This window comes from Bradyrhizobium sp. SZCCHNR1015 (genome assembly GCF_032489875.1).
In the GTDB taxonomy this organism is placed as follows: domain Bacteria; phylum Pseudomonadota; class Alphaproteobacteria; order Rhizobiales; family Xanthobacteraceae; genus Bradyrhizobium.
In genome coordinates this window covers 225,555-243,129 of sequence record NZ_JAUEYW010000001.1, presented here as the reverse complement: position 1 = coordinate 243,129, position 17,575 = coordinate 225,555, and the positions used below count along the sequence as shown (strand labels likewise).

Here is a 17,575-nt window from a genome sequence, read left to right as displayed (position 1 = left end):
TATCGCGATCGTCACGACACGCGAGGTGGGGAGGCGATGGCCGCTGATTGCCGCAGCGCGTCTTGGACGTGCGGACGAACGGCTCCTGGCGGACGTGAAGTCGCAGCGTCCTGACACCCCGAAGCTGGTGTCACGCCGGTGGAGATGATGATCCGCCGGTCACGGGGGCAAGACAGCCGGTCCCCGGGGAGACTGCGTATAAGCGTGAAGACCGTCGCGCGGGGAATGCCGGGATGTCTCGGCTGCACCTGTGGTACCTGCCGCCTGCATTTTTTTCCGCAGGCGGGCCATGGGGGCGGCGAGCTCCCGGCATTCCCTGCGCCCTCGTGATTTCAGAGGGGCCATCGACAGGCACAGCCCGGGCACGATTGCGCCGCGGAGGATGCGGCTGCTCGTCCGCTCGATGCCGTCCCTCACCGTCCGGATCGCGATCGCCGACGATTATCGCACGCGCCGCCACGGCCTAAAGGTTTTGGTTAATTTTGTCCTGCTACGTCTCGCGCATTCTTCTCTGACAGTGGATTCGGGACCCCATGGCTTTCTTCTCCGGCAAGTCGGCTGATCGCACGCATAACCTCCTGATGACGGAGCTGTTCGAACGCCATCGCGACGCCATCCTGGTGATGTCCGACGGCAAGATCATCGCCTGCAACGAGACCGCGGTCCGCTTCGGCGGCTTCCGCAGCAAGCAGGACCTGCTGTCGCGTTCGCCGGCGACCATGGCGCCGGAGTTCCAGCCCAGCGGCAAGCGTTCCGCCGATGTCGTGAAGGAGATGGATGCCAAGGCGAGGCGCGAGGGCCACGCGACGTTCGAGTGGACCACCAAGCGCGCCGACGGCAGCCCGGCGCTGGTGCAGATCACGCTGGTGCCGACCCAGGTCGAGGGCCAGACCTATGTCATCAGCTTCCGCCGCGATCTCTCCGACCTCATTGCCGCGCGCGAGGAGAAGAAGCGCGCGCTCGACCGGATCGCCAAGGATTTCGAGACCTCGGTCGGCGCCATCGCCAATGCGATCTCCGGCGCCTCGCGCGAGGTCGAGACCACGGCCGCCTCGCTGACCACGACCGCGGATCAGGCCGCGCAGCGCGTGGCGCTGGTGGCGTCGGCGTCCAACTCCGCCTCCTCCAACGTGCAGTCGGTGGCCGGCGCCACCGAGGAGCTCTCGACCTCGGTCAGCGAGATCAACCGCCAGGTTGCGACCTCCTCGACCATCGCCGCCGAGGCCGTCGAGGCGTCCTCGCGCACCAACGACCTCGTCAACAGCCTCGCGGACGCTGCGGCCAAGATCGGCGCCGTCACCGACATGATCAACGCGATCGCGAGCCAGACCAACCTGCTGGCGCTGAACGCCACCATCGAGGCCGCCCGCGCCGGCGATGCCGGCCGCGGCTTCGCCGTGGTCGCCTCGGAGGTGAAGAGCCTGTCGAGCCAGACCGCAAAGGCGACCGACGAGATCAGCGCCCACATCAGCGCGATGCAGCGCGCCACCAGCGATACGGTGGCGGCGATCCAGGGCATCGGCGGCACCATCGGCCAGATCAGCGAGATCGCCAAAACGATCGCCACCGCGGTCGACCAGCAGGGCCATGCGACGCAGGAGATCGCCCGCTCGGTCAGCCAGGCCGCCAGCGGCACCCGCGAGGTCGCCACCAACATCGGCTCGGTCAGCCAGACGGTGGAATCGGCCGGCGGCGCCGCGCGGCAGATGCTGGGTGCAGCCGGCCAGCTCGCCAAGCATGCGGACGAGCTGCGCGGCAGGGTGAAGGACTTTTTGACCGCCGTGCAGGCGGCGTAGGTTCGATCGCAGCAGTTGACGCCGGCGATCAGGACGGCTCCGCGACCATGACGCGGAGCAGCTGTTTGAAGACGTGGATAGGAAGGAACTTGCACGCTGCCGTCTCTGCGGTGAGAGGCACGCGGCCAACCGCGCCCTCCGCTGTCGTCCCGGGCAAGCCGGAGCGGCGCGGAGCGCCGTGGAGGCGCCGACCCGGGACCCATACCCCGCAGCAGATGTGGTGAAACGAGATCGGAGTGGCGCGCGTGCGGCCACACGGCCCTCTGTGGCTATGGGTCCCCGCGTTCGCGGGGACGACAGCGGAGAGTGGAGCGCCGTCAGTGGTTGATCATTGGCGTGATCAAAAAAGCGCTATGTCGACGACACCGCTGGCTTGCGGCCGTAGATCGCGTCGGCGCGCTTCTCGAACGCCGCCGACATGCGCGCGAAGATCGTGTCGAACATCGAGCCCATCAGCATCGCCAGCATGCGGCTCTTGAACTCGTAGGCGATGAAGAACGTCACCTCGCAGGCGCCCTGCTCGCGTGACTCGAAGCTCCAGCGGTTCTCCAGGCTTGAGAACGGTCCGCTGACATATTCGACCAGGATCTTGCGCCCGGCGCGGTCGAGCGTGACGCGGCTGGTGAAGGTCTCCTTGACCAGCTTGAACGAGACCGTCATGTCGGCGACGACGACCTCGGTGCCGTCAGGCTTCGGATTGCGCTGGCGCACCACCAGCTTCTCGCACAGCGGCACGAACTCCGGATAGCGCTCGACATCGGCGACGAGGTCGAACATCTGGTCGGCCGTGTGCGCGACGCGGCGCTTGTTGGAAAATCTCGGCATCTGGTCTCGATCAGCGCGCGAGCGCGTCGCGCGCGGCCTTCAGTCTGGCGAAATCCTCGCCGGCATGGTGCGAGGAGCGCGTGAGCGGGCTCGCCGACACCATCAGGAAGCCCTTGGTGTAGGCGACGGTCTCATAGCCGGAGAATTCCTCCGGCGTGACGAAGCGCATCACGGCGTGATGCTTCCTGGTCGGCTGCAGATACTGGCCGATGGTGAGGAAATCGACCTCGGCCGAACGCAGGTCGTCCATCACCTGCAGCACCTCGTGGCGCTCCTCGCCGAGGCCGACCATGATGCCGGACTTGGTGAAGATGGTGGGATCGATCTCCTTGACCCGCTGCAGCAGCCGGATCGAGTGGAAGTAGCGCGCGCCGGGGCGGACCGAGAGGTAGCGCGACGGCACGGTCTCGAGATTGTGGTTGAAGACGTCGGGCTTGGCCGCGACGACCTGCTCCAGCGCGCCGTCCTTGCGCAGGAAGTCGGGTGTCAGCACCTCGATCGTGGTGGTCGGGCATTTGGCGCGGATGGCGCGGATGGTCGCGGCGATATGGGCGGCGCCGCCGTCGGCGAGATCGTCGCGATCGACCGAGGTGACCACGACATGGGTCAGGCCGAGCTTGAAGGTCGCCTCCGCCACGTGCTCGGGCTCGCCGGCGTCGAGGGCGGCGGGAAGGCCGGTCTTGACGTTGCAGAAGGCGCAGGCCCGCGTGCAGGTGTCGCCCATGATCATGAAGGTGGCGTGCTTCTTGTCCCAGCACTCGCCGATGTTCGGGCAGCCGGCCTCCTCGCATACGGTGACGAGGCCGTTTTCGCGCACGATGTTGCGGGTGTCGGCATAGCCGCGGGTGGTCGGCGCCTTGACCCGGATCCAAGCCGGCTTGGCCGGCGAGATGGAATCCGGCCGGTTCGCCTTTTCGGGGTGGCGGGGGCGCAGCGGCGTGTTCGCGTTGATGTCGACGATGGTGACCATGGGATTCGCACAAACCTCTGTTGCGCCCTAGCTATTCCGTGCCGCGGCGCACCGCAACCGGCTGGCCGAGGATACCAGGGCATGGCAGATATGGGCAGCGCGGAACAGCGCTCACCACGGCGGATTTCCTCGAGAATGGCGCAAAAACCGGCAAAAGCCCCCGGAGTTTCACGGCTCCGGCGCAATGCGGCGGCCAAGCGGCTGACGCGGGCGTTCTTCGCCCGCGAGGTGCTCGCGGTGGCGCCGGAGCTGATCGGGGCGACGTTTCTGGTCGACGGCGTCGGCGGGATCATCGTCGAGGTCGAGGCGTATCACCACACCGATCCGGCGGCACATTCCTTCCGGGGACCGACACCGCGCAACCAGGTGATGTTCGGCCCGCCCGGCTTCGCCTATGTCTACCGCTCCTACGGCATTCATTGGTGCGTGAACTTCGTCTGCGAGGCCGAGGGCTCGGCCAGCGCTGTGCTGATCCGGGCGATCGAGCCGACGATGGGGATGGAGGAGATGCAGCGGCGGCGTGGGCTCGAGGACGTCCGTGCACTGTGCGCGGGGCCAGGCAAGCTGACGGAGGCGATGGGCATCACGATCGCGCATAACGCACTGCCGCTCGATGCTCCGCCGATCGAGCTGTTCGCGCGGACAGGCGATGTCGAGGTCGTCACCGGCATCCGCATCGGGATCACCAAGGCCGTCGAGCTGCCCTGGCGCTTCGGCCTGAAAGGCTCGCGGTTCCTGAGCAAGCCATTTCCGCCGTCATCGCGAGGAACGTAAGCGGCGAAGCGATCCAGGGCTGCGCGTGAGACTCGGGATTGCTTCGCTTCGCTCGCAATGACGGAGGAGAGAGCGTCGTGTCAGACGCCCTGCAGCCGCGACAGCGCCTCTTGGAACTTGGCCTTGCGCGCCAGCGCCGCCTCGCGCTTCTCCTTCTCCTCCTCGACGAGCTCCTCCGGTGCGTTGGCGACGAACTTCTCGTTGCCGAGCTTCTTGTCGACGCGCTCGATGTCGGCCTCGGCCTTGGCGATCTCCTTGCCCAGGCGGGTGCGCTCGGCGGCGAAATCGACGACGCCCTTGAGCGGCAGCGCGGCGACCTCGCCGCGCACGACGAGCTGGGCGGAGCCGTCAGGCGCGGCGTCGGCGAAGCTGATGTCGGAGAGCCGCGCGAGGCGCTTGATGACCTCGGTCCAGCGCGGTGCGCGCTCCCTCGTCTCGGCGGAGGCCCCGACCAGCGCGAGCGGCATCAGAGTCGCCGGCGGAATGTTCATCTCGGCGCGGACCGAGCGGATCGCGGTAACGAGATCGACCACCCAGCCGATCTCGGCCTCGGCCGCCTCGTCCTTGAAGCTGGCGGCGTCGAACGAGATCAGCAGCGGCGGCACCAGGGGATCGCCGAAGCTGGCCGCGGACAGCGCGGCGATCTCGGCCACCGTCGGCCTGTCGGTGCGGTGCGGCCAGGGTGACAGGGTCAGCAGACTGTCGCGCTTGGCGGTGGACTCCCACAGCGCCTCGGTGATGAAGGGCATGAAGGGATGCAGGAGCTTGAGGATCTCGTCGCGCGCCCAGGCCACCATCGCGCGGGTCTCGGCCTTGGCGGGCCCGTCCTCGCCGAGCAGGGTCGGCTTGGAGAGCTCGACATACCAGTCGCAATAGACGTCCCAGACGAAACGGTAGATCGCGTTGGCCGCGTCGTTGAAGCGATAGGCCTCGAGCGCCTCGGTGACCTCGCGCGTCGCCGCGGCCGCCTCATGCGCGATCCAGCGGTTCAGGGTCTCCTTCGCGGAGCCCGGGTCGAAGCCCTCGGGCACCGTGCAGCCGTTCATCTCGGCGAAGCGGCTGGCGTTCCAGAGCTTGTTGGCGAACTTGCGGTAGCCGTCGACGCGCTGCGTCGACAGCTTGATGTCGCGGCCTTGGGCTGCCATCGCCGCCAGGGTGAAACGCAGCGCGTCGGCGCCGTGCTCGTCGATCAGCGCGAGGGGATCGATGACGTTGCCCTTCGACTTCGACATCTTGGCGCCCTTCTCGTCGCGGACGAGCGCATGGATGTAGACGGTCGAGAACGGCACCTCCTTCATGAAGTGCAGGCCCATCATCATCATGCGGGCGACCCAGAAGAAGATGATGTCGAAGCCGGTGACCAGCACGTTGGTCGGGTAGTAGCGCTTCACCTCCGGTGTATCGTCGGGCCAGCCGAGCGTGGAGAACGGCCACAGCGCCGAGGAGAACCAGGTGTCGAGCACGTCCTCGTCACGCGTGATGAAGCCTTCGCGCTTGTTGCGGTCGAGCGCCATCTCGCGCCCCTGCTCCGCCGTGATGACCTCCTGCTCGACGTAGTAGCCGATGGCGTGGCCGACGGCCTCCTCCTCGGTTTCGGCGACGAAGACCTTGCCGTCAGGGCCGTACCAGGCGGGAATCTGATGGCCCCACCACAGCTGGCGCGAGATGCACCAGGGCTGGATGTTCTCCATCCAGTCGAAATAGGTCTTCTCCCAGTTGCGCGGCACGAACGTCGTCGCGCCCGACCTGACCGCCGCGATCGCGGGCTGCGCCAGGGTCTTGGCGTCGACATACCACTGGTCGGTCAGATAGGGCTCGATCACGACGCCGGAGCGGTCGCCATGCGGCACCATGTGCGTGTTCGGCTCGACCCGCTCGAGGAAGCCGAAGGATTCCAGCCGCTCCAGGATCTTCTTGCGCGCAGCAAAACGCTCGATGCCGTGGAACTCCCTGGCAAACTCCTCGGAGCCCTCGGGAAGGCCGCGCAGATAGTCCTCGTTGTCGACCAGCGCAATGCAGCCTTCGCGATCAAGAATGCTGATCTGCGGCAGGCCGTGGCGGCGGCCGACCTCGAAATCGTTGAAGTCGTGCGCCGGCGTGATCTTGACCGCGCCGGTGCCCTTCTCCGGATCCGAGTAAGTGTCGGCGACGATCGGGATCTCGCGCCCGACCAGCGGCAGGATCACGCGCTTGCCGACGAGATGCTGGTAGCGCTCGTCATCCGGATGCACGGCGACTGCGCTGTCGCCGAGCATGGTTTCGGGACGCGTGGTCGCGACGACGATGAAACTCGTGGGATCCTCGGGGCTGAACGTCTTGCCTTCGATCGGATAGCGCAGGTACCAGAGGTTGCCCTTGACCTCGATCTGCTGGACCTCGAGGTCCGAGATCGCCGTCAGCAGCTTCGGGTCCCAGTTGACCAGCCGCTTGTCCTTGTAGATCAGACCCGCACGGTGCAGCTCGACGAACACCTTGACGACGGCCTTGGACAGGCCCTCGTCCATCGTGAAGCGCTCGCGGCCCCAGTCGCAGGAGGCGCCGAGACGCTTCAACTGGTTGATGATGGTGCCGCCGCTCTCGTCCTTCCACTGCCAGACGCGCGCGAGGAACTTCTCGCGGCCCATCTCGCGGCGACCGGGCTGCTGGCGCTCCATCAGTTGGCGCTCGACCACCATCTGCGTGGCGATGCCGGCATGGTCGGTGCCGGGCTGCCACAGCACGTCGCGGCCGCGCATGCGCTCGAACCGGCACAGGATGTCCTGAAGCGTGTTGTTGAGCGCGTGCCCCATGTGCAGCGATCCGGTCACGTTCGGCGGCGGGATCACGATGGTGAAAGGATCGGCATCTCGGCGATCGGGGCGACCGGCGGAGAACGCCCGGGCATCCTCCCAGACCAGGGACATGCGACCTTCGAGATCGGTGGGCTGATAATTCTTATCGATCATGGCATTTCCAGCGGCGTGGGGCCGGCTGTCCAATTCGGGATGTCGCGGAACTCGTCCGGGCCTTTTGTGACATGACCTGAAAAAGCTCACGCAAGCTGTTGGTGCTTGGGCTGTTTTCGGACTGATGTCCGACCGCGGACCGTGCTCCCGGAGGAGCCCTCTCGATCCGTCCGGCAGGGATCAGCTTGACAGGGCTAGAAAGCCGCCGCGGCGCGCCAAGTCAACAGCAGCGGCGAACATTGACGCAAAGGGCCTACCGCCCGCCGCGGCTCGCTCCAGAACGGAATGCGAGTTCGTGCCCCCTCTCGGCGTCAGCGGCCGCGCGAGACGCGCTCGATCTCGGCCTTGACGATGCGCTCCACCAGGGCCGGAAGATTGTCATCCAACCACGATTTCAGCATCGGACGCAGCATCTCCTTGACGAGGTCCTCAAGCGTCCGGGCGTTGTTGCTCAGCACCGTGTTGGCCAGCGCATTGAATGCCGATTCGACGGCGTTGACCGTGGACGGCGCCAGGATCGGCTGCTTCGGCGTGGCCTGCTCGAAAGACGACTCGAAGCTCGCGGCCTTCTGGTTGAGCCGCCCGGACTCGATGAACTCGATATCGTTCTGCGGATCCACCTTTCGGAAGGATGCCGCGGCGGGGGCTGGCGCTGGAGCGGGAGTCGGTGGGGCCACTGCCATGTCGTCCGTCAACTCGAGTACTTCAGGTTCTGGATCCGGCTCGGGTTCGGCCGGCCTGACCTCTGCCGCCGGAGTCGTTTCATCCAAACCCGCCAGCAATGCGTCAATGTCATCCTGACTGTTGGGCGCCGCAGCCGCCGCGGGCGGCGGCGCAGGTGGTGGTGGCGCGGGCTTGGCGGGGGCCGCAGCAGCGATCTTCGAAGGCGGGATGTCGTTCATCACCGGCTTCGCGGCCGGGGCCGCCGGCTTCTCGGCCTTCACCGGCTCCGGCGCGGCAGCCTTGTCCGCCGCCGGCGGCTTGCCCTCGTCGTCGGCAATGATACGCCGGATCGACGCCAGAATCTCCTCCATGGAGGGTTCTTGGACCTTCGCAGGCTGCGTCATTTCCGACTCCAAATCAGCAACGCCGCCCTACGTATCGGCGCGGCGCAAAAGTCCCGGGCGCCGGATCCAAGAGGGTTGGACTTCTCAACGGACATGCCAACTTGTCTCCGGACAAGGCCTGATCGATGCAAAACAACAGAACGATACTGCCCATGTCGGAGACTATTCTTGGAAGAACTTCCGACGCAGTCCGAATCGTTCGGCGGCCATTTTGAGGCTATGTCATGGCAACAAATGAATGCAAGCAACGCCGGCCGCGAACCCGGTGGAGCACGGAGGTCGCCTGTCAAGCGTCGCCCATTCGTCACAACCACAGCATGTGCCACAAAAAAATCCCCCGGCCAAGGACCGAGGGATCAGGGTCGATATTAAGAATGTACTAACGACCATCCGGCGTCCGTACACCCGCCCAGTTATCCCGGACCTGCTGGTAGTGAACGCTGGGATCGTAGGTGGTCGTCGGCAGGTTCAGCACCTGCGGCGACAGCCGACCGACGGTCTGAAGCACCGAGTAGGACGCCACCACACGATCGTGCTGTGCGTTCACCAGCGAGTTCCGCGCATTGACCAGCGCCTGCTGAGCGTTGAGGACATCCAGCGTGGTCCGCTGGCCCGCCTTGGCTTCCTCGCGCACGCCGTTCAAGGCGATCTCGGAGGCCGCCACCTGGGCCTGCGCCGACTGCACCTGAGCCTTGCCCGCGAGCAGCTTGCCCCAGGCAGATACCACGTCGGAGCGAGCCTGATCACGCGTCTGCTCCAGGACCAGACGCTGCTGTGCCAGCGACTCCTTGGACTGCCGGATCAGCGAATATTCCGCCCCTCCGTTGTAGATCGGAACGTTCAGCGAGGCGACAGCCGACGCGCTGAACCCACGATAGGATTGCAGGCTCGACTCATAGCCCTGCTGAGCCTGAGCCTGGACGTTTACGGACGGCAGCAGCGCACCTTCCTTGATCTTCGTGTCAAGATACTGGACGTCGATGCCGTACATCGCCGCGGTCACGCTCGGGTTTTCCGTCAGGGCCGTTTCGACCGACTGCTGGAGGCTCGGCGGCAAGTAACGATCAACAGGAGAGCCCGGCGCCAGATTCTGGGGATCGTTGCCGATGATTCGGCGGAAGTTCGAGCGGGTCGCCGTCAGCTGGGCCTCTGCTGTGAGCTGCTGCGTGCGGCCGGCGGCGAGCTGAGCCTCGGATTGCGCGACGTCGGTGCGGGTGACCTCGCCGACGTTGAACCGATCCCGAGTCTGCTTGAGCGTCTGCTCCAGCACTCGCGTGTTGCTGCGCTGGACCTCGACGATCGCCGCATCGCGCAGATAGTCCATATAGATCGTGGCCGCGGCTAGCAGCACCTGCTGCTCGAGAATGCGGAGAGCCTCGCGTTGCGCCGAGACGTTCGCCTCGGCCTTGCGCACGCCGTTTGCCGTCTGCTGACCGTTGTAGAGATTCTGGTTGACCGTCAGGCTGACGCTTCGCGGCCTTTGCACGCCGTGCGCGGCCGGCGTCGCGGGTGCCGCTTGCAAATCCGTATACTGAATGCCCGCCGTCGCAGTCAGATTGACCTTCGGCCGATACCCCGAGAGTGCCTGCGGAACGCCTTCGTCGACCGCACGAGCCTGGGCCCGCGACGCGTTCAGTTGCGGGTTGTTCTGATAGGCGCGCACCAGCGCAGCCTCGATCGTGTCGGCCAGCGCAGGCGTCGGGCCTGCACAAGCCATCACGAGGACCACAGCCGCCGCTGCGGTGACGAGCTTCACCCCAAACATCCCTGTTCCATTCATTTGTTACCGGCTCGAACGCCAGAGCCGGGCCGTAACCTGTTGAAGAGACTCCCGCGCACCTCGCACCTTATTCCCCATGCAAGCGCAACGGAACCACCCAAGCCTGGAACCCGTATCGAAAACTGTCAACGTGCAGCATCCAGGCCACACTTCTGATTTAAAACAGAATTTTGCCCGCCCGCAGCCGCGAAGACAACGCACCAAGCCGTACTGCGCGACGGGATGCCGGCAGTTCAGAGGGGTCGCCAAGAACTTCGTCTGACGACTTAAAAAACGAACTCGGGGACCCGTTCGAGGCCGGAAATGACCGGCGCCGCGGCATCGAACAGAACCCTGCTGCCGATATCACCATGCGATCGCGTAAAGATCATGGCGCGGGCGGGGCGCGAGGTGGCGAAGACGCCGACCAGGCGGCCGCCCTCTTTCAATTGACGGCAAAGACCGTCAACAGCGACCTCGGTCGCTCCATTGAGAAGAATCACGTCGAAGCGGCCGTCCGCCGGATCACCCTCCGCAGCCGGCGCGACTCGAATCGTAACCGGGCAGCCATCGACGGCGGCAAGCAGATGCTTGGCGCGACCTTCGACCGCCGAATCGACCTCGGTCGCCGTCACGCTGCCCGCAAGCCGGGCGGCCAACGCAGCGAGATAGCCCGTCGCACATCCGACCACCAGCACGCTGTCGGTCGGCTTGATCTCGGCAGCCTGCAGCAGTTTTCCCGTCAGCATCGGTTTGATCAGATACCGCTTGGTCGAAGCGGATTCGGAGACGTCGAGATCCAGGTCGAGATAGGCCAGCGCCTGCCGATCTGTGGGAACGTAGGCTTCCCGCGGCACGGTCAACAACGCATCCAGCACGCGGTGATCGGTGACGTCGTTGGTCCGGACCTGACCATCGACCATTTTCTGGCGCGCCGTCGCGAATGAAGACATGAGCAGACCTGCAAGCAAAGCGGATGGACCGCGGACGATCTGCGCAATCTTTTGGTACAAGGCCCTCGAAAAGGCAACATGCGGGTTTCAACGGAGCCGCTGGGACACCGCCTGTGAGGACGCCGACCGCCGGCTACTCGATCACCACGGCCAGTCGCCCGAGCAACTGCACGATCTCGTCAATATGTTCAGAATCACCGCGCGTCATCATGTCGGCCAACCGCGTGAGACATTCGTCGTCGCTGAGACGCTCGACCTGGTCGGGAATCAACGAGGGCGCGGAGACTTCTTCAGCGAATGGGATGACGGTGTTTGGCATCTACGACACTCCATGACCGCGGGGGACTGGCCGGTTCCAGCAAACTATCGGGGCCGGTTTGCTCCCCTCCAAGTGAATTTCCTGTCATCGAACTGTGGGCGGCCGCTGCCCAGCAAGCGTTCAAAATCAATCTAACCATATGAAATTTCGGTATTTTATTCCTGAGCCCGCAATCGTCGCAAAGATGCGATTTCGTTCTATGCAAGGCGAAACGGCTTTGTTATACGCAGCCGCATTCGCGAACATTGCTTCGCCTGTTCCTCGGTAGCTCAGCGGTAGAGCATTCGACTGTTAATCGAATGGTCGCTGGTTCGAATCCAGCCCGGGGAGCCATTCTGGCCATGCCGAATGGTTCTTTATCCTCCCAATCCTTCTTTCTTGTGACGCGGGACATCCGCCGATTGGCGGCGAACGTTCGCCGATCTTCACTGTCTTCCCTTGACCGCGCATGGGGCGTCGGGCAAGCGGGGGCACTCCTTCTGCAGTGACGACCAGCGATGCCGATTTCCGATCATCTGAGAGCCGTCCGCAGCAAGATCGGCCATGATCTGTTGGCGACCACGGCGGTTTCCATCTCCGTGTTCGACGACCAGGGCCGCATTCTGCTCGGGCGCGACGCGGAGACGGGCCTCTGGACGTTGCCCGGCGGCGCCATCGATCCGAATGAGCATCCGGCCGACGCCGCCACCCGCGAATGCTTTGAGGAGACCGGCCTCGTGGTCCGCCCGAAACGTCTGCTCGGGGTGTTCGGCGGCCCGGAGTTCCTCATCCGCTATCCCAACGGTGATCTGACCTACTATACGGTCATCGCCTTCGAAGCCGTCATCGAAGGCGGCGCGCTTGCGCCTGACGGCGAGGAGATCGCGAGCCTCCGATTCGTCGATCGTGGGGAATGGGACCAGCTCCCGGTGTCGCCATCGAGCCGGATCATCTCGCGTCAGGCGCTCCAGCACGACCCGGTCCCCTACTTCGCTGCCGCGAGCTGGCGGCCCGAGAGCTGAACCGGACTCGATTCGTTGGATCCTGTCGCCGCAATTCTCATGCTGATGGCCGGTCTGCTTCATGCGAGCTGGCATGCCATCGTCAAGACCGGCAGCAGCCTCTCCCTTCTGGCTGGCATGGGTCTGGTGAGCAGCGCCCTGATCCTGCCCTTCATGTTTCTCGTTCCCATTCCGGCGCTCTCGACCTGGCCGCTCATCGTGGCCTCGCTGGTCTTGCACGCGGGCTACAAGGCGAGCCTCGCAATGGCCTACCGTTCGGCCGAGCTTGGACGTACCTACCCGATCGCGCGTGGCACCGTTCCGCTGTTCGCAACGCTATTTGCCTCGCTGGGTCTGCAGCAACTGCCACGGAGCGGGCAGTTGATCGGAATTGCCGTCATCGTCCTCGGAATCACCGGCCTGGCGCGCGACCGCATCCACGGTCCGATCGACCGCCGCGCGTTCTGGGCTGCGGTCTGCGCCGCCGCACTGGTCGCCGGCTATTCGGTCGTCGATGCGGCAGGCACTCGGCAGACCGAAGGCTGGGCTTCGTTCACGGTCTGGATGATCGTGCTCGACAGTGTCGTGTTCTTTCTCGTCGCAATGATGTTGCGAGGACCTGCGCTGGTGTTGGAGATCCGAGACGCCCGCACTCCGGTGCTGATCGCAGGCACCCTGGGGCTGACGTCATTCGTGGTATTCCTTTGGGCCTTGAGCCGCAATCCGATCGCCAATGTGGTCGCGTTTCGCGAATGCAGCGTCCTGTTTGCGACGCTGATCGGCGTGCTGTTCCTGAAAGAGCGTGCAACGCCGCAACGGCTTTGCTGCGCGGCGCTGATCGCAGTCGGGCTGGTCATCGTCGCCTTGCTCAAGCCGGATTGAGATTCGTCAAACAGCCGGAGCCATCGACCCGGACATCATAGTTCCATCTTCATCGCATGATGCACAACAGAAGATCTGCCTGCGGTCCGGACAGGGAAGTTCCGTAAAACTCCTGGTTGCAGAATCGCAGCAACTAATTCAGTGTTAACTACTTTGCCATTTTTGAGCCTCAGCCTATTGTCCTTGTAGCGTGAGAGTCCTTCAGTCCCGCTGATACTGAGGTGGCCCATGCCTACTGTCCTCATTATTGACGATGATTGTGCCACGCGCGCTGCGCTGGAAACATTATTGAAGAAGAAGCGGTTCTGCGTGTTTCTCGCGCCGGATGGTCCGACCGGCATTCGATTGATCGGCAGCGTGTCCTTCGATGCCGTCGTGATCGACATGTTCATGCCGGGCATGGACGGCATCGCAACCATTCGCGAGCTCATCAAGCTCGATCCCACGGTCCCGTTCATCGCAATCTCCGGCTACGCGTTCACCGATAAGAAACTGGGAGCTCCAGACTTCCTCGGAATGGCAATCAAGCTCGGAGCAACGGCAGCGTTGCAGAAGCCGTTCGACATCCTCGATCTGCTCGAAGCGGTCGATCGTGCGATCGAGGTGCGGCAACGACTTCTGACCGAGGCGCGGCGCGTGGCTCCTCATCCACGTCTGTCAGGAAGGGCTCATGATGAACATCCTGGTCGTTGATGACGAAGTCGGCGTTTGCTGTGTCATCCAGCATCTTCTGGTTCGCGAGGGCTACGCGGTCACGGCCGTCACCGACGGTCGGCTGGCCATGGATGCCGTGTCCCGCGACGATTTCGCTGCGGCCCTGATCGATCTCAACCTGGCCGACATGGACGGCAACGACGTCATCCGGGCTGCGCGCGCGGCCCGGCCCACGATGCCGATCGTGATGATGTCGGGCATGGTGCTCGAGTCAGGACAGGGGGCGCCTGACTTGCTCTCCCCCTCGCCCAAAGTGGTCGGCCTTCATCGTTTGGCGAAGCCGTTCAAGCCGAAAGACCTGTCGCAGCTGATGCGTGACATTCTGGCGCAGGACACCGAGCTTCTCGCCGTGGCGGTCTGACCGCCAGCGATTCTGCTGCTTGCGTCGAGCCGGGCGTTTGGAGCGGGTCGCCTCTCTCCGGCAAGGCAGCTTGCGACGCGCGGCAGACGTTCTGGATCTCTTGCTCGCGGTCGGCTACGGGCGGACTCGTGATCGCTGCAGGGCATCACCTGCCGCACGGGCAGACGGGTCGACGGACGACGAGAAGCCTTGGGATGTGAGCCCGTTCACACTGGAACGGCGCGGACCGCGGTATCTTTTGGAACGAAGGGCACCGGTAACCAATTAGGTCCTTCGTGCCCGATCGTTAGAATTTGAGCGATCCGCTCAATTTGAACAAAGTGGAATTTTGCCATCCTGGCTCGCAGTTTGTGCGAGGGCGAGATGAGCGAAGCCGAATACGAGTTGTTGATGGATGTTGTGAGAACCGCTATTGCGCCCGAGACCGAGACCGATTCCATGGCCCGTTTGTTCGCGATTCTGCATTTCCCCGCGGCAGCCAACGACAACCAGGGCGCCTGGCCGCTGATCCCGTTTCCGGACGGCTGGTTCGCGGCCTGTTGACGCGCGATCTTCTGTCGTCATGCAAGCCAGTGGATCGGCACGTCTTTGCCGGAACACTGCTGCGGTCTTCATTTTCTGAGATGGCGACGGCGGAGGCCGCCGCCCCTCAGATCGCCGGCGCTACTTCTTGACTGCGAACACCCAGACGACGCCGCCTTGCGGGACGTTGTCCTCCAGACCGATGTTGCCTTTCGAGAGCGCATCCTGGATGCGTTGCGCATCGACGCCCCAGCCGGACTGCACGGCGATGTACTGCGTGCCATCGACCTCATAGGCGACGGGCATGCCCATGATCCCCGAGTTCGTCTTCTGCTCCCACAGCAGCTCGCCGGTCTTGGCATGGAAGGCCCGGAACATCCGGTCGTTGGTGCCGCCGACCAGAACGAGATCGCCCGCCGTCGCGGTCACCGACCCGAACAGCTGGGATTTCGGGAAATTGTGCGACCACACCTTCTTGCCTGTCGCGGGATCCCAGGCCTGCAGCTCCCCGAAATGGTCGGCACCGGGCCGCACCGTGAGCCCGATGTCCTCGGCCTTGGTGCCGAGCCAGAGCTGGCCGGGAACGAGCGGCAGCTTTTCCCCGGTGAAGCCGCCGCAGAAATTCTCGTTCGCCGGCACGTAGACGAAGCGCGTCTTCTGGCTGTAGGCCGCGGACGGCCAGTCCTTGCCGCCCCACAACGAGGGACAGAAGTCGACACGCTTGCCGAGCGTCGGCTTGTGCGCGGGATCGACGATCGGCCGTCCCGTCTCGGGCTCGATGCCCTTCCAGACATCGGTGTGGACGAAGTTCCAGCCATTGACGTAGTTGATGCGCTCCGGCGTGCGCTCGAGCACCCAGAAGATGGCGTCGCGTCCGGGATGGATCAGGCTCTTGAAGCTGCGGCCGTCGCGCTGCAGGTCGACCAGCATCGGCGCATCGACCTCGTCCCAGTCCCACGAGTCGTTCTGGTGATACTGGAAATGCGTCTTGATCTTTCCGGTCGCAGGATCCAGCGCGATCACCGAGCTGGTGTAGAGATTGTCGCCGGGGTGCAGGCCCCCTGGCCAGGGCGCGGCGTTGCCGACGCCCCAATACACCGTCTTGGTGTCCTTGTCGTAGGTGCCGGTCATCCAGGCCGAGCCGCCGCCGTTCTTCCAGTCGTCGCCGCTCCAGGTGTCATGCCCGGGCTCGCCTTCGGCCGGGATCGTGAAGGTGCGCCAAAGCTCCTTGCCGTCCTCGGCGTCATAAGCGGCAACGTAGCCGCGGACGCCGAACTCGCCGCCGGAGCCGCCGACCATCACCTTGCCGTCGACGATCAGCGGCATCAGCGTGAGATATTGTCCCTTCCTGTAGTCCTGGACCTTCTTGTCCCACAGCACCTTGCCGGTCTTGGCGTCGAGCGCGACCAGATGATCGTCCGTCGTGGCGAGGTAGAGCTTGTCCTGCCAGAGGCCGACGCCACGATTGGTCGGATGCAGCTGGAACAGATCCTCGGGGAGCTCGCGCTTGTAGCGCCAGTACTGATCGCCGGTCTTGGCATTCAGCGCGATGACCTGCCCCATCGGCGTCGTGATGAACATGACGCCGTTGTTGACCAGCGGCGGCGCTTCGTGCCCCTCGACCACGCCGGTGGCAAAGGTCCAGACCGGCACCATGTCCTTGACGTTCGTGGTGTTGATCTGGTCGAGCGGACTATACCCCTGGCCATCATAGGTCCGGCGGTAGAGCATCCAGTTGCCCGGTTCGGGATTTTCGAGCCGCGCGGGCGTAACGGGACTATAGTTGTCGATCGGGCCGGCCACGGCTGCCGGTGCGGCGAGACAGGTGAACGCCACGGTGCTCGATAGCAGCCATTGCTTGATCGCGGTGGACGTGATGGACATGGACAAACCTCCCCTGCTTCGTTTTTCGATTCACTTGTTGTCGTGACGGGTGTCGAGACGATGCGAGTTCCGATAGGGACATGGGATCTCATCAGCCCTGTTGGCCACCTACCTTCCCAATGAAGGGCCCGGCGATCAGGAGCGTGCCGTCCTTGATCGCGAGGGGAAGCGCGGCAAGCCGCCGCGGCGCGGGGCCGAACACGACCTGCGCCCCGCGCCTCGGGTCGTACTCGGAATTGTGGCACATGCATTTGAAGACATCGTCGTTGCCCTCGGTCGCCTTGATCCAGGCCGTGACCGGGCATCCCGCATGCGAGCAGATGGCCGAATAGGCCACGATTCCTTCGGCTGCGCGCCGACGCGTGTCGTCGTCCAGTTCGTTTGGATCGAGCCTGACGAGCACCACCTCGTTCAATCGCGATCCGTCACGCACGATCGCATTCGCTGGATCCTTCGGCCACCCATGAACCGGTGGCTCGCCGATCTTCAAGTCGTCAGGCGTGATCGTCTGCCCTTCGCGCTCCCCTTCCGAGAACACGATCAGGTCGCCTTTCTGCGGCCGCTTCTCCTTGCGAGGATCATCGTCATCGGCCGCTGCGCTGGCGACTGTTGCGCATGCGGCAAGCGTGCCGAAAACCACCGAGCGGCGTGTCGGGTGATCATCCATGACAGATCTTTGCGTGTGAAGTTGTGTGCTTGAGTCGTGGGAATGCTGCTCTAAAGTCCGGCGTCCCGCAGCGCACCCTGACATAGAATAATTAGAACAACACAACCTGACGAAATCAAGGCGCGTTGCGCGATTTCGCCGCGATGTTTTCAACTAT

The 17,575-nt window shown here is 64.3% G+C and carries 16 protein-coding genes and 1 tRNA gene; 8 read left to right on the top strand and 9 right to left on the bottom strand.

The genetic code is table 11. The annotated features are described in order from the left end of the window. The first annotated feature begins 533 nt into the window (after nt 1–533). Complete coding sequence (locus QX128_RS01055; protein WP_316236460.1) at nt 534–1,796, top strand: methyl-accepting chemotaxis protein; 1,263 nt, start codon at nt 534–536, stop codon at nt 1,794–1,796. Between the two features lie 351 nt (nt 1,797–2,147). Here the strand turns inward: QX128_RS01055 and QX128_RS01050 are convergent, their stop codons facing one another. Together QX128_RS01050 and lipA are read right to left on the bottom strand one after the other, a co-directional pair. Next, nucleotides 2,148–2,621 carry a type II toxin-antitoxin system RatA family toxin gene (locus QX128_RS01050; RefSeq protein WP_316236459.1) on the bottom strand — a complete coding sequence of 158 codons (474 nt, stop codon included), beginning with the start codon at nt 2,619–2,621 and terminating at the stop codon, nt 2,148–2,150. Between the two features lie 10 nt (nt 2,622–2,631). Next, nucleotides 2,632–3,591: a lipoyl synthase gene (gene lipA / locus QX128_RS01045; protein ID WP_315799936.1), complete on the bottom strand. Its 960-nt coding sequence runs from the start codon at nt 3,589–3,591 to the stop codon at nt 2,632–2,634. Nucleotides 3,592–3,726: 135 nt separating this feature from the next. On the opposite strand from lipA, the gene QX128_RS01040 reads away from it, so the two are divergent. Further along, a complete protein-coding gene (locus QX128_RS01040; protein WP_316236458.1) occupies nt 3,727–4,365 on the top strand; it encodes a DNA-3-methyladenine glycosylase in 639 nt (212 codons plus the stop codon). A gap of 80 nt (nt 4,366–4,445) precedes the next feature. Here QX128_RS01040 and QX128_RS01035 read toward each other — a convergent pair whose 3' ends face one another. The 5 genes from QX128_RS01035 to QX128_RS01015 form a co-directional block, all read right to left on the bottom strand. Then, complete coding sequence (locus tag QX128_RS01035; protein WP_315799934.1) at nt 4,446–7,310, bottom strand: valine--tRNA ligase; 2,865 nt, start codon at nt 7,308–7,310, stop codon at nt 4,446–4,448. Between the two features lie 311 nt (nt 7,311–7,621). After that, a complete protein-coding gene (locus tag QX128_RS01030) occupies nt 7,622–8,377 on the bottom strand; it encodes a DUF2497 domain-containing protein (protein ID WP_315799933.1) in 756 nt (251 codons plus the stop codon). Nucleotides 8,378–8,756: 379 nt separating this feature from the next. Beyond that, nucleotides 8,757–10,142, bottom strand: coding sequence for a TolC family outer membrane protein (locus QX128_RS01025; RefSeq protein ID WP_316236457.1), 1,386 nt, complete (start codon nt 10,140–10,142; stop codon nt 8,757–8,759). A gap of 281 nt (nt 10,143–10,423) precedes the next feature. After that, nucleotides 10,424–11,089 (bottom strand): protein-L-isoaspartate O-methyltransferase family protein, encoded by a 666-nt coding sequence (locus tag QX128_RS01020; protein WP_316236456.1) that lies wholly within the window; start codon nt 11,087–11,089, stop codon nt 10,424–10,426. Between the two features lie 133 nt (nt 11,090–11,222). Continuing rightward, nucleotides 11,223–11,408 (bottom strand): hypothetical protein, encoded by a 186-nt coding sequence (locus QX128_RS01015; RefSeq protein WP_315799930.1) that lies wholly within the window; start codon nt 11,406–11,408, stop codon nt 11,223–11,225. Between the two features lie 258 nt (nt 11,409–11,666). Between QX128_RS01015 and QX128_RS01010 the strand changes: the two genes are divergently transcribed. The 6 genes from QX128_RS01010 to QX128_RS00985 all read left to right on the top strand — a co-directional run bounded on the left by QX128_RS01010 (nt 11,667) and on the right by QX128_RS00985 (nt 14,888). Further along, a tRNA-Asn gene (locus QX128_RS01010) sits at nt 11,667–11,741 on the top strand. 164 nt (nt 11,742–11,905) lie between these two features. Continuing rightward, nucleotides 11,906–12,409 (top strand): NUDIX domain-containing protein, encoded by a 504-nt coding sequence (locus QX128_RS01005; RefSeq protein ID WP_315799929.1) that lies wholly within the window; start codon nt 11,906–11,908, stop codon nt 12,407–12,409. 15 nt (nt 12,410–12,424) lie between these two features. Continuing rightward, nucleotides 12,425–13,270, top strand: a complete 846-nt coding sequence (locus QX128_RS01000; RefSeq protein WP_316236455.1) for an EamA family transporter — start codon at nt 12,425–12,427, stop codon at nt 13,268–13,270. 228 nt (nt 13,271–13,498) lie between these two features. After that, a complete protein-coding gene (locus tag QX128_RS00995) occupies nt 13,499–13,963 on the top strand; it encodes a response regulator (protein WP_315799927.1) in 465 nt (154 codons plus the stop codon). Next, a complete protein-coding gene (locus QX128_RS00990; protein ID WP_315799926.1) occupies nt 13,941–14,345 on the top strand; it encodes a response regulator in 405 nt (134 codons plus the stop codon). The genes QX128_RS00995 and QX128_RS00990 overlap by 23 nt, the downstream gene beginning before the upstream one ends. Nucleotides 14,346–14,708: 363 nt before the next feature. Next, nucleotides 14,709–14,888 carry a hypothetical protein gene (locus tag QX128_RS00985; protein ID WP_316178689.1) on the top strand — a complete coding sequence of 60 codons (180 nt, stop codon included), beginning with the start codon at nt 14,709–14,711 and terminating at the stop codon, nt 14,886–14,888. A gap of 120 nt (nt 14,889–15,008) precedes the next feature. Here the strand turns inward: QX128_RS00985 and QX128_RS00980 are convergent, their stop codons facing one another. Both QX128_RS00980 and QX128_RS00975 read right to left on the bottom strand, forming a co-directional pair. Continuing rightward, the gene (locus QX128_RS00980) at nt 15,009–16,751 is read right to left on the bottom strand and encodes a methanol/ethanol family PQQ-dependent dehydrogenase (protein WP_316178687.1); all 1,743 of its coding nucleotides are present in this window, start codon (nt 16,749–16,751) and stop codon (nt 15,009–15,011) included. Nucleotides 16,752–16,842: 91 nt separating this feature from the next. Then, nucleotides 16,843–17,418: a ubiquinol-cytochrome c reductase iron-sulfur subunit gene (locus QX128_RS00975; RefSeq protein ID WP_316236454.1), complete on the bottom strand. Its 576-nt coding sequence runs from the start codon at nt 17,416–17,418 to the stop codon at nt 16,843–16,845. Nucleotides 17,419–17,575 lie beyond the last annotated feature (157 nt).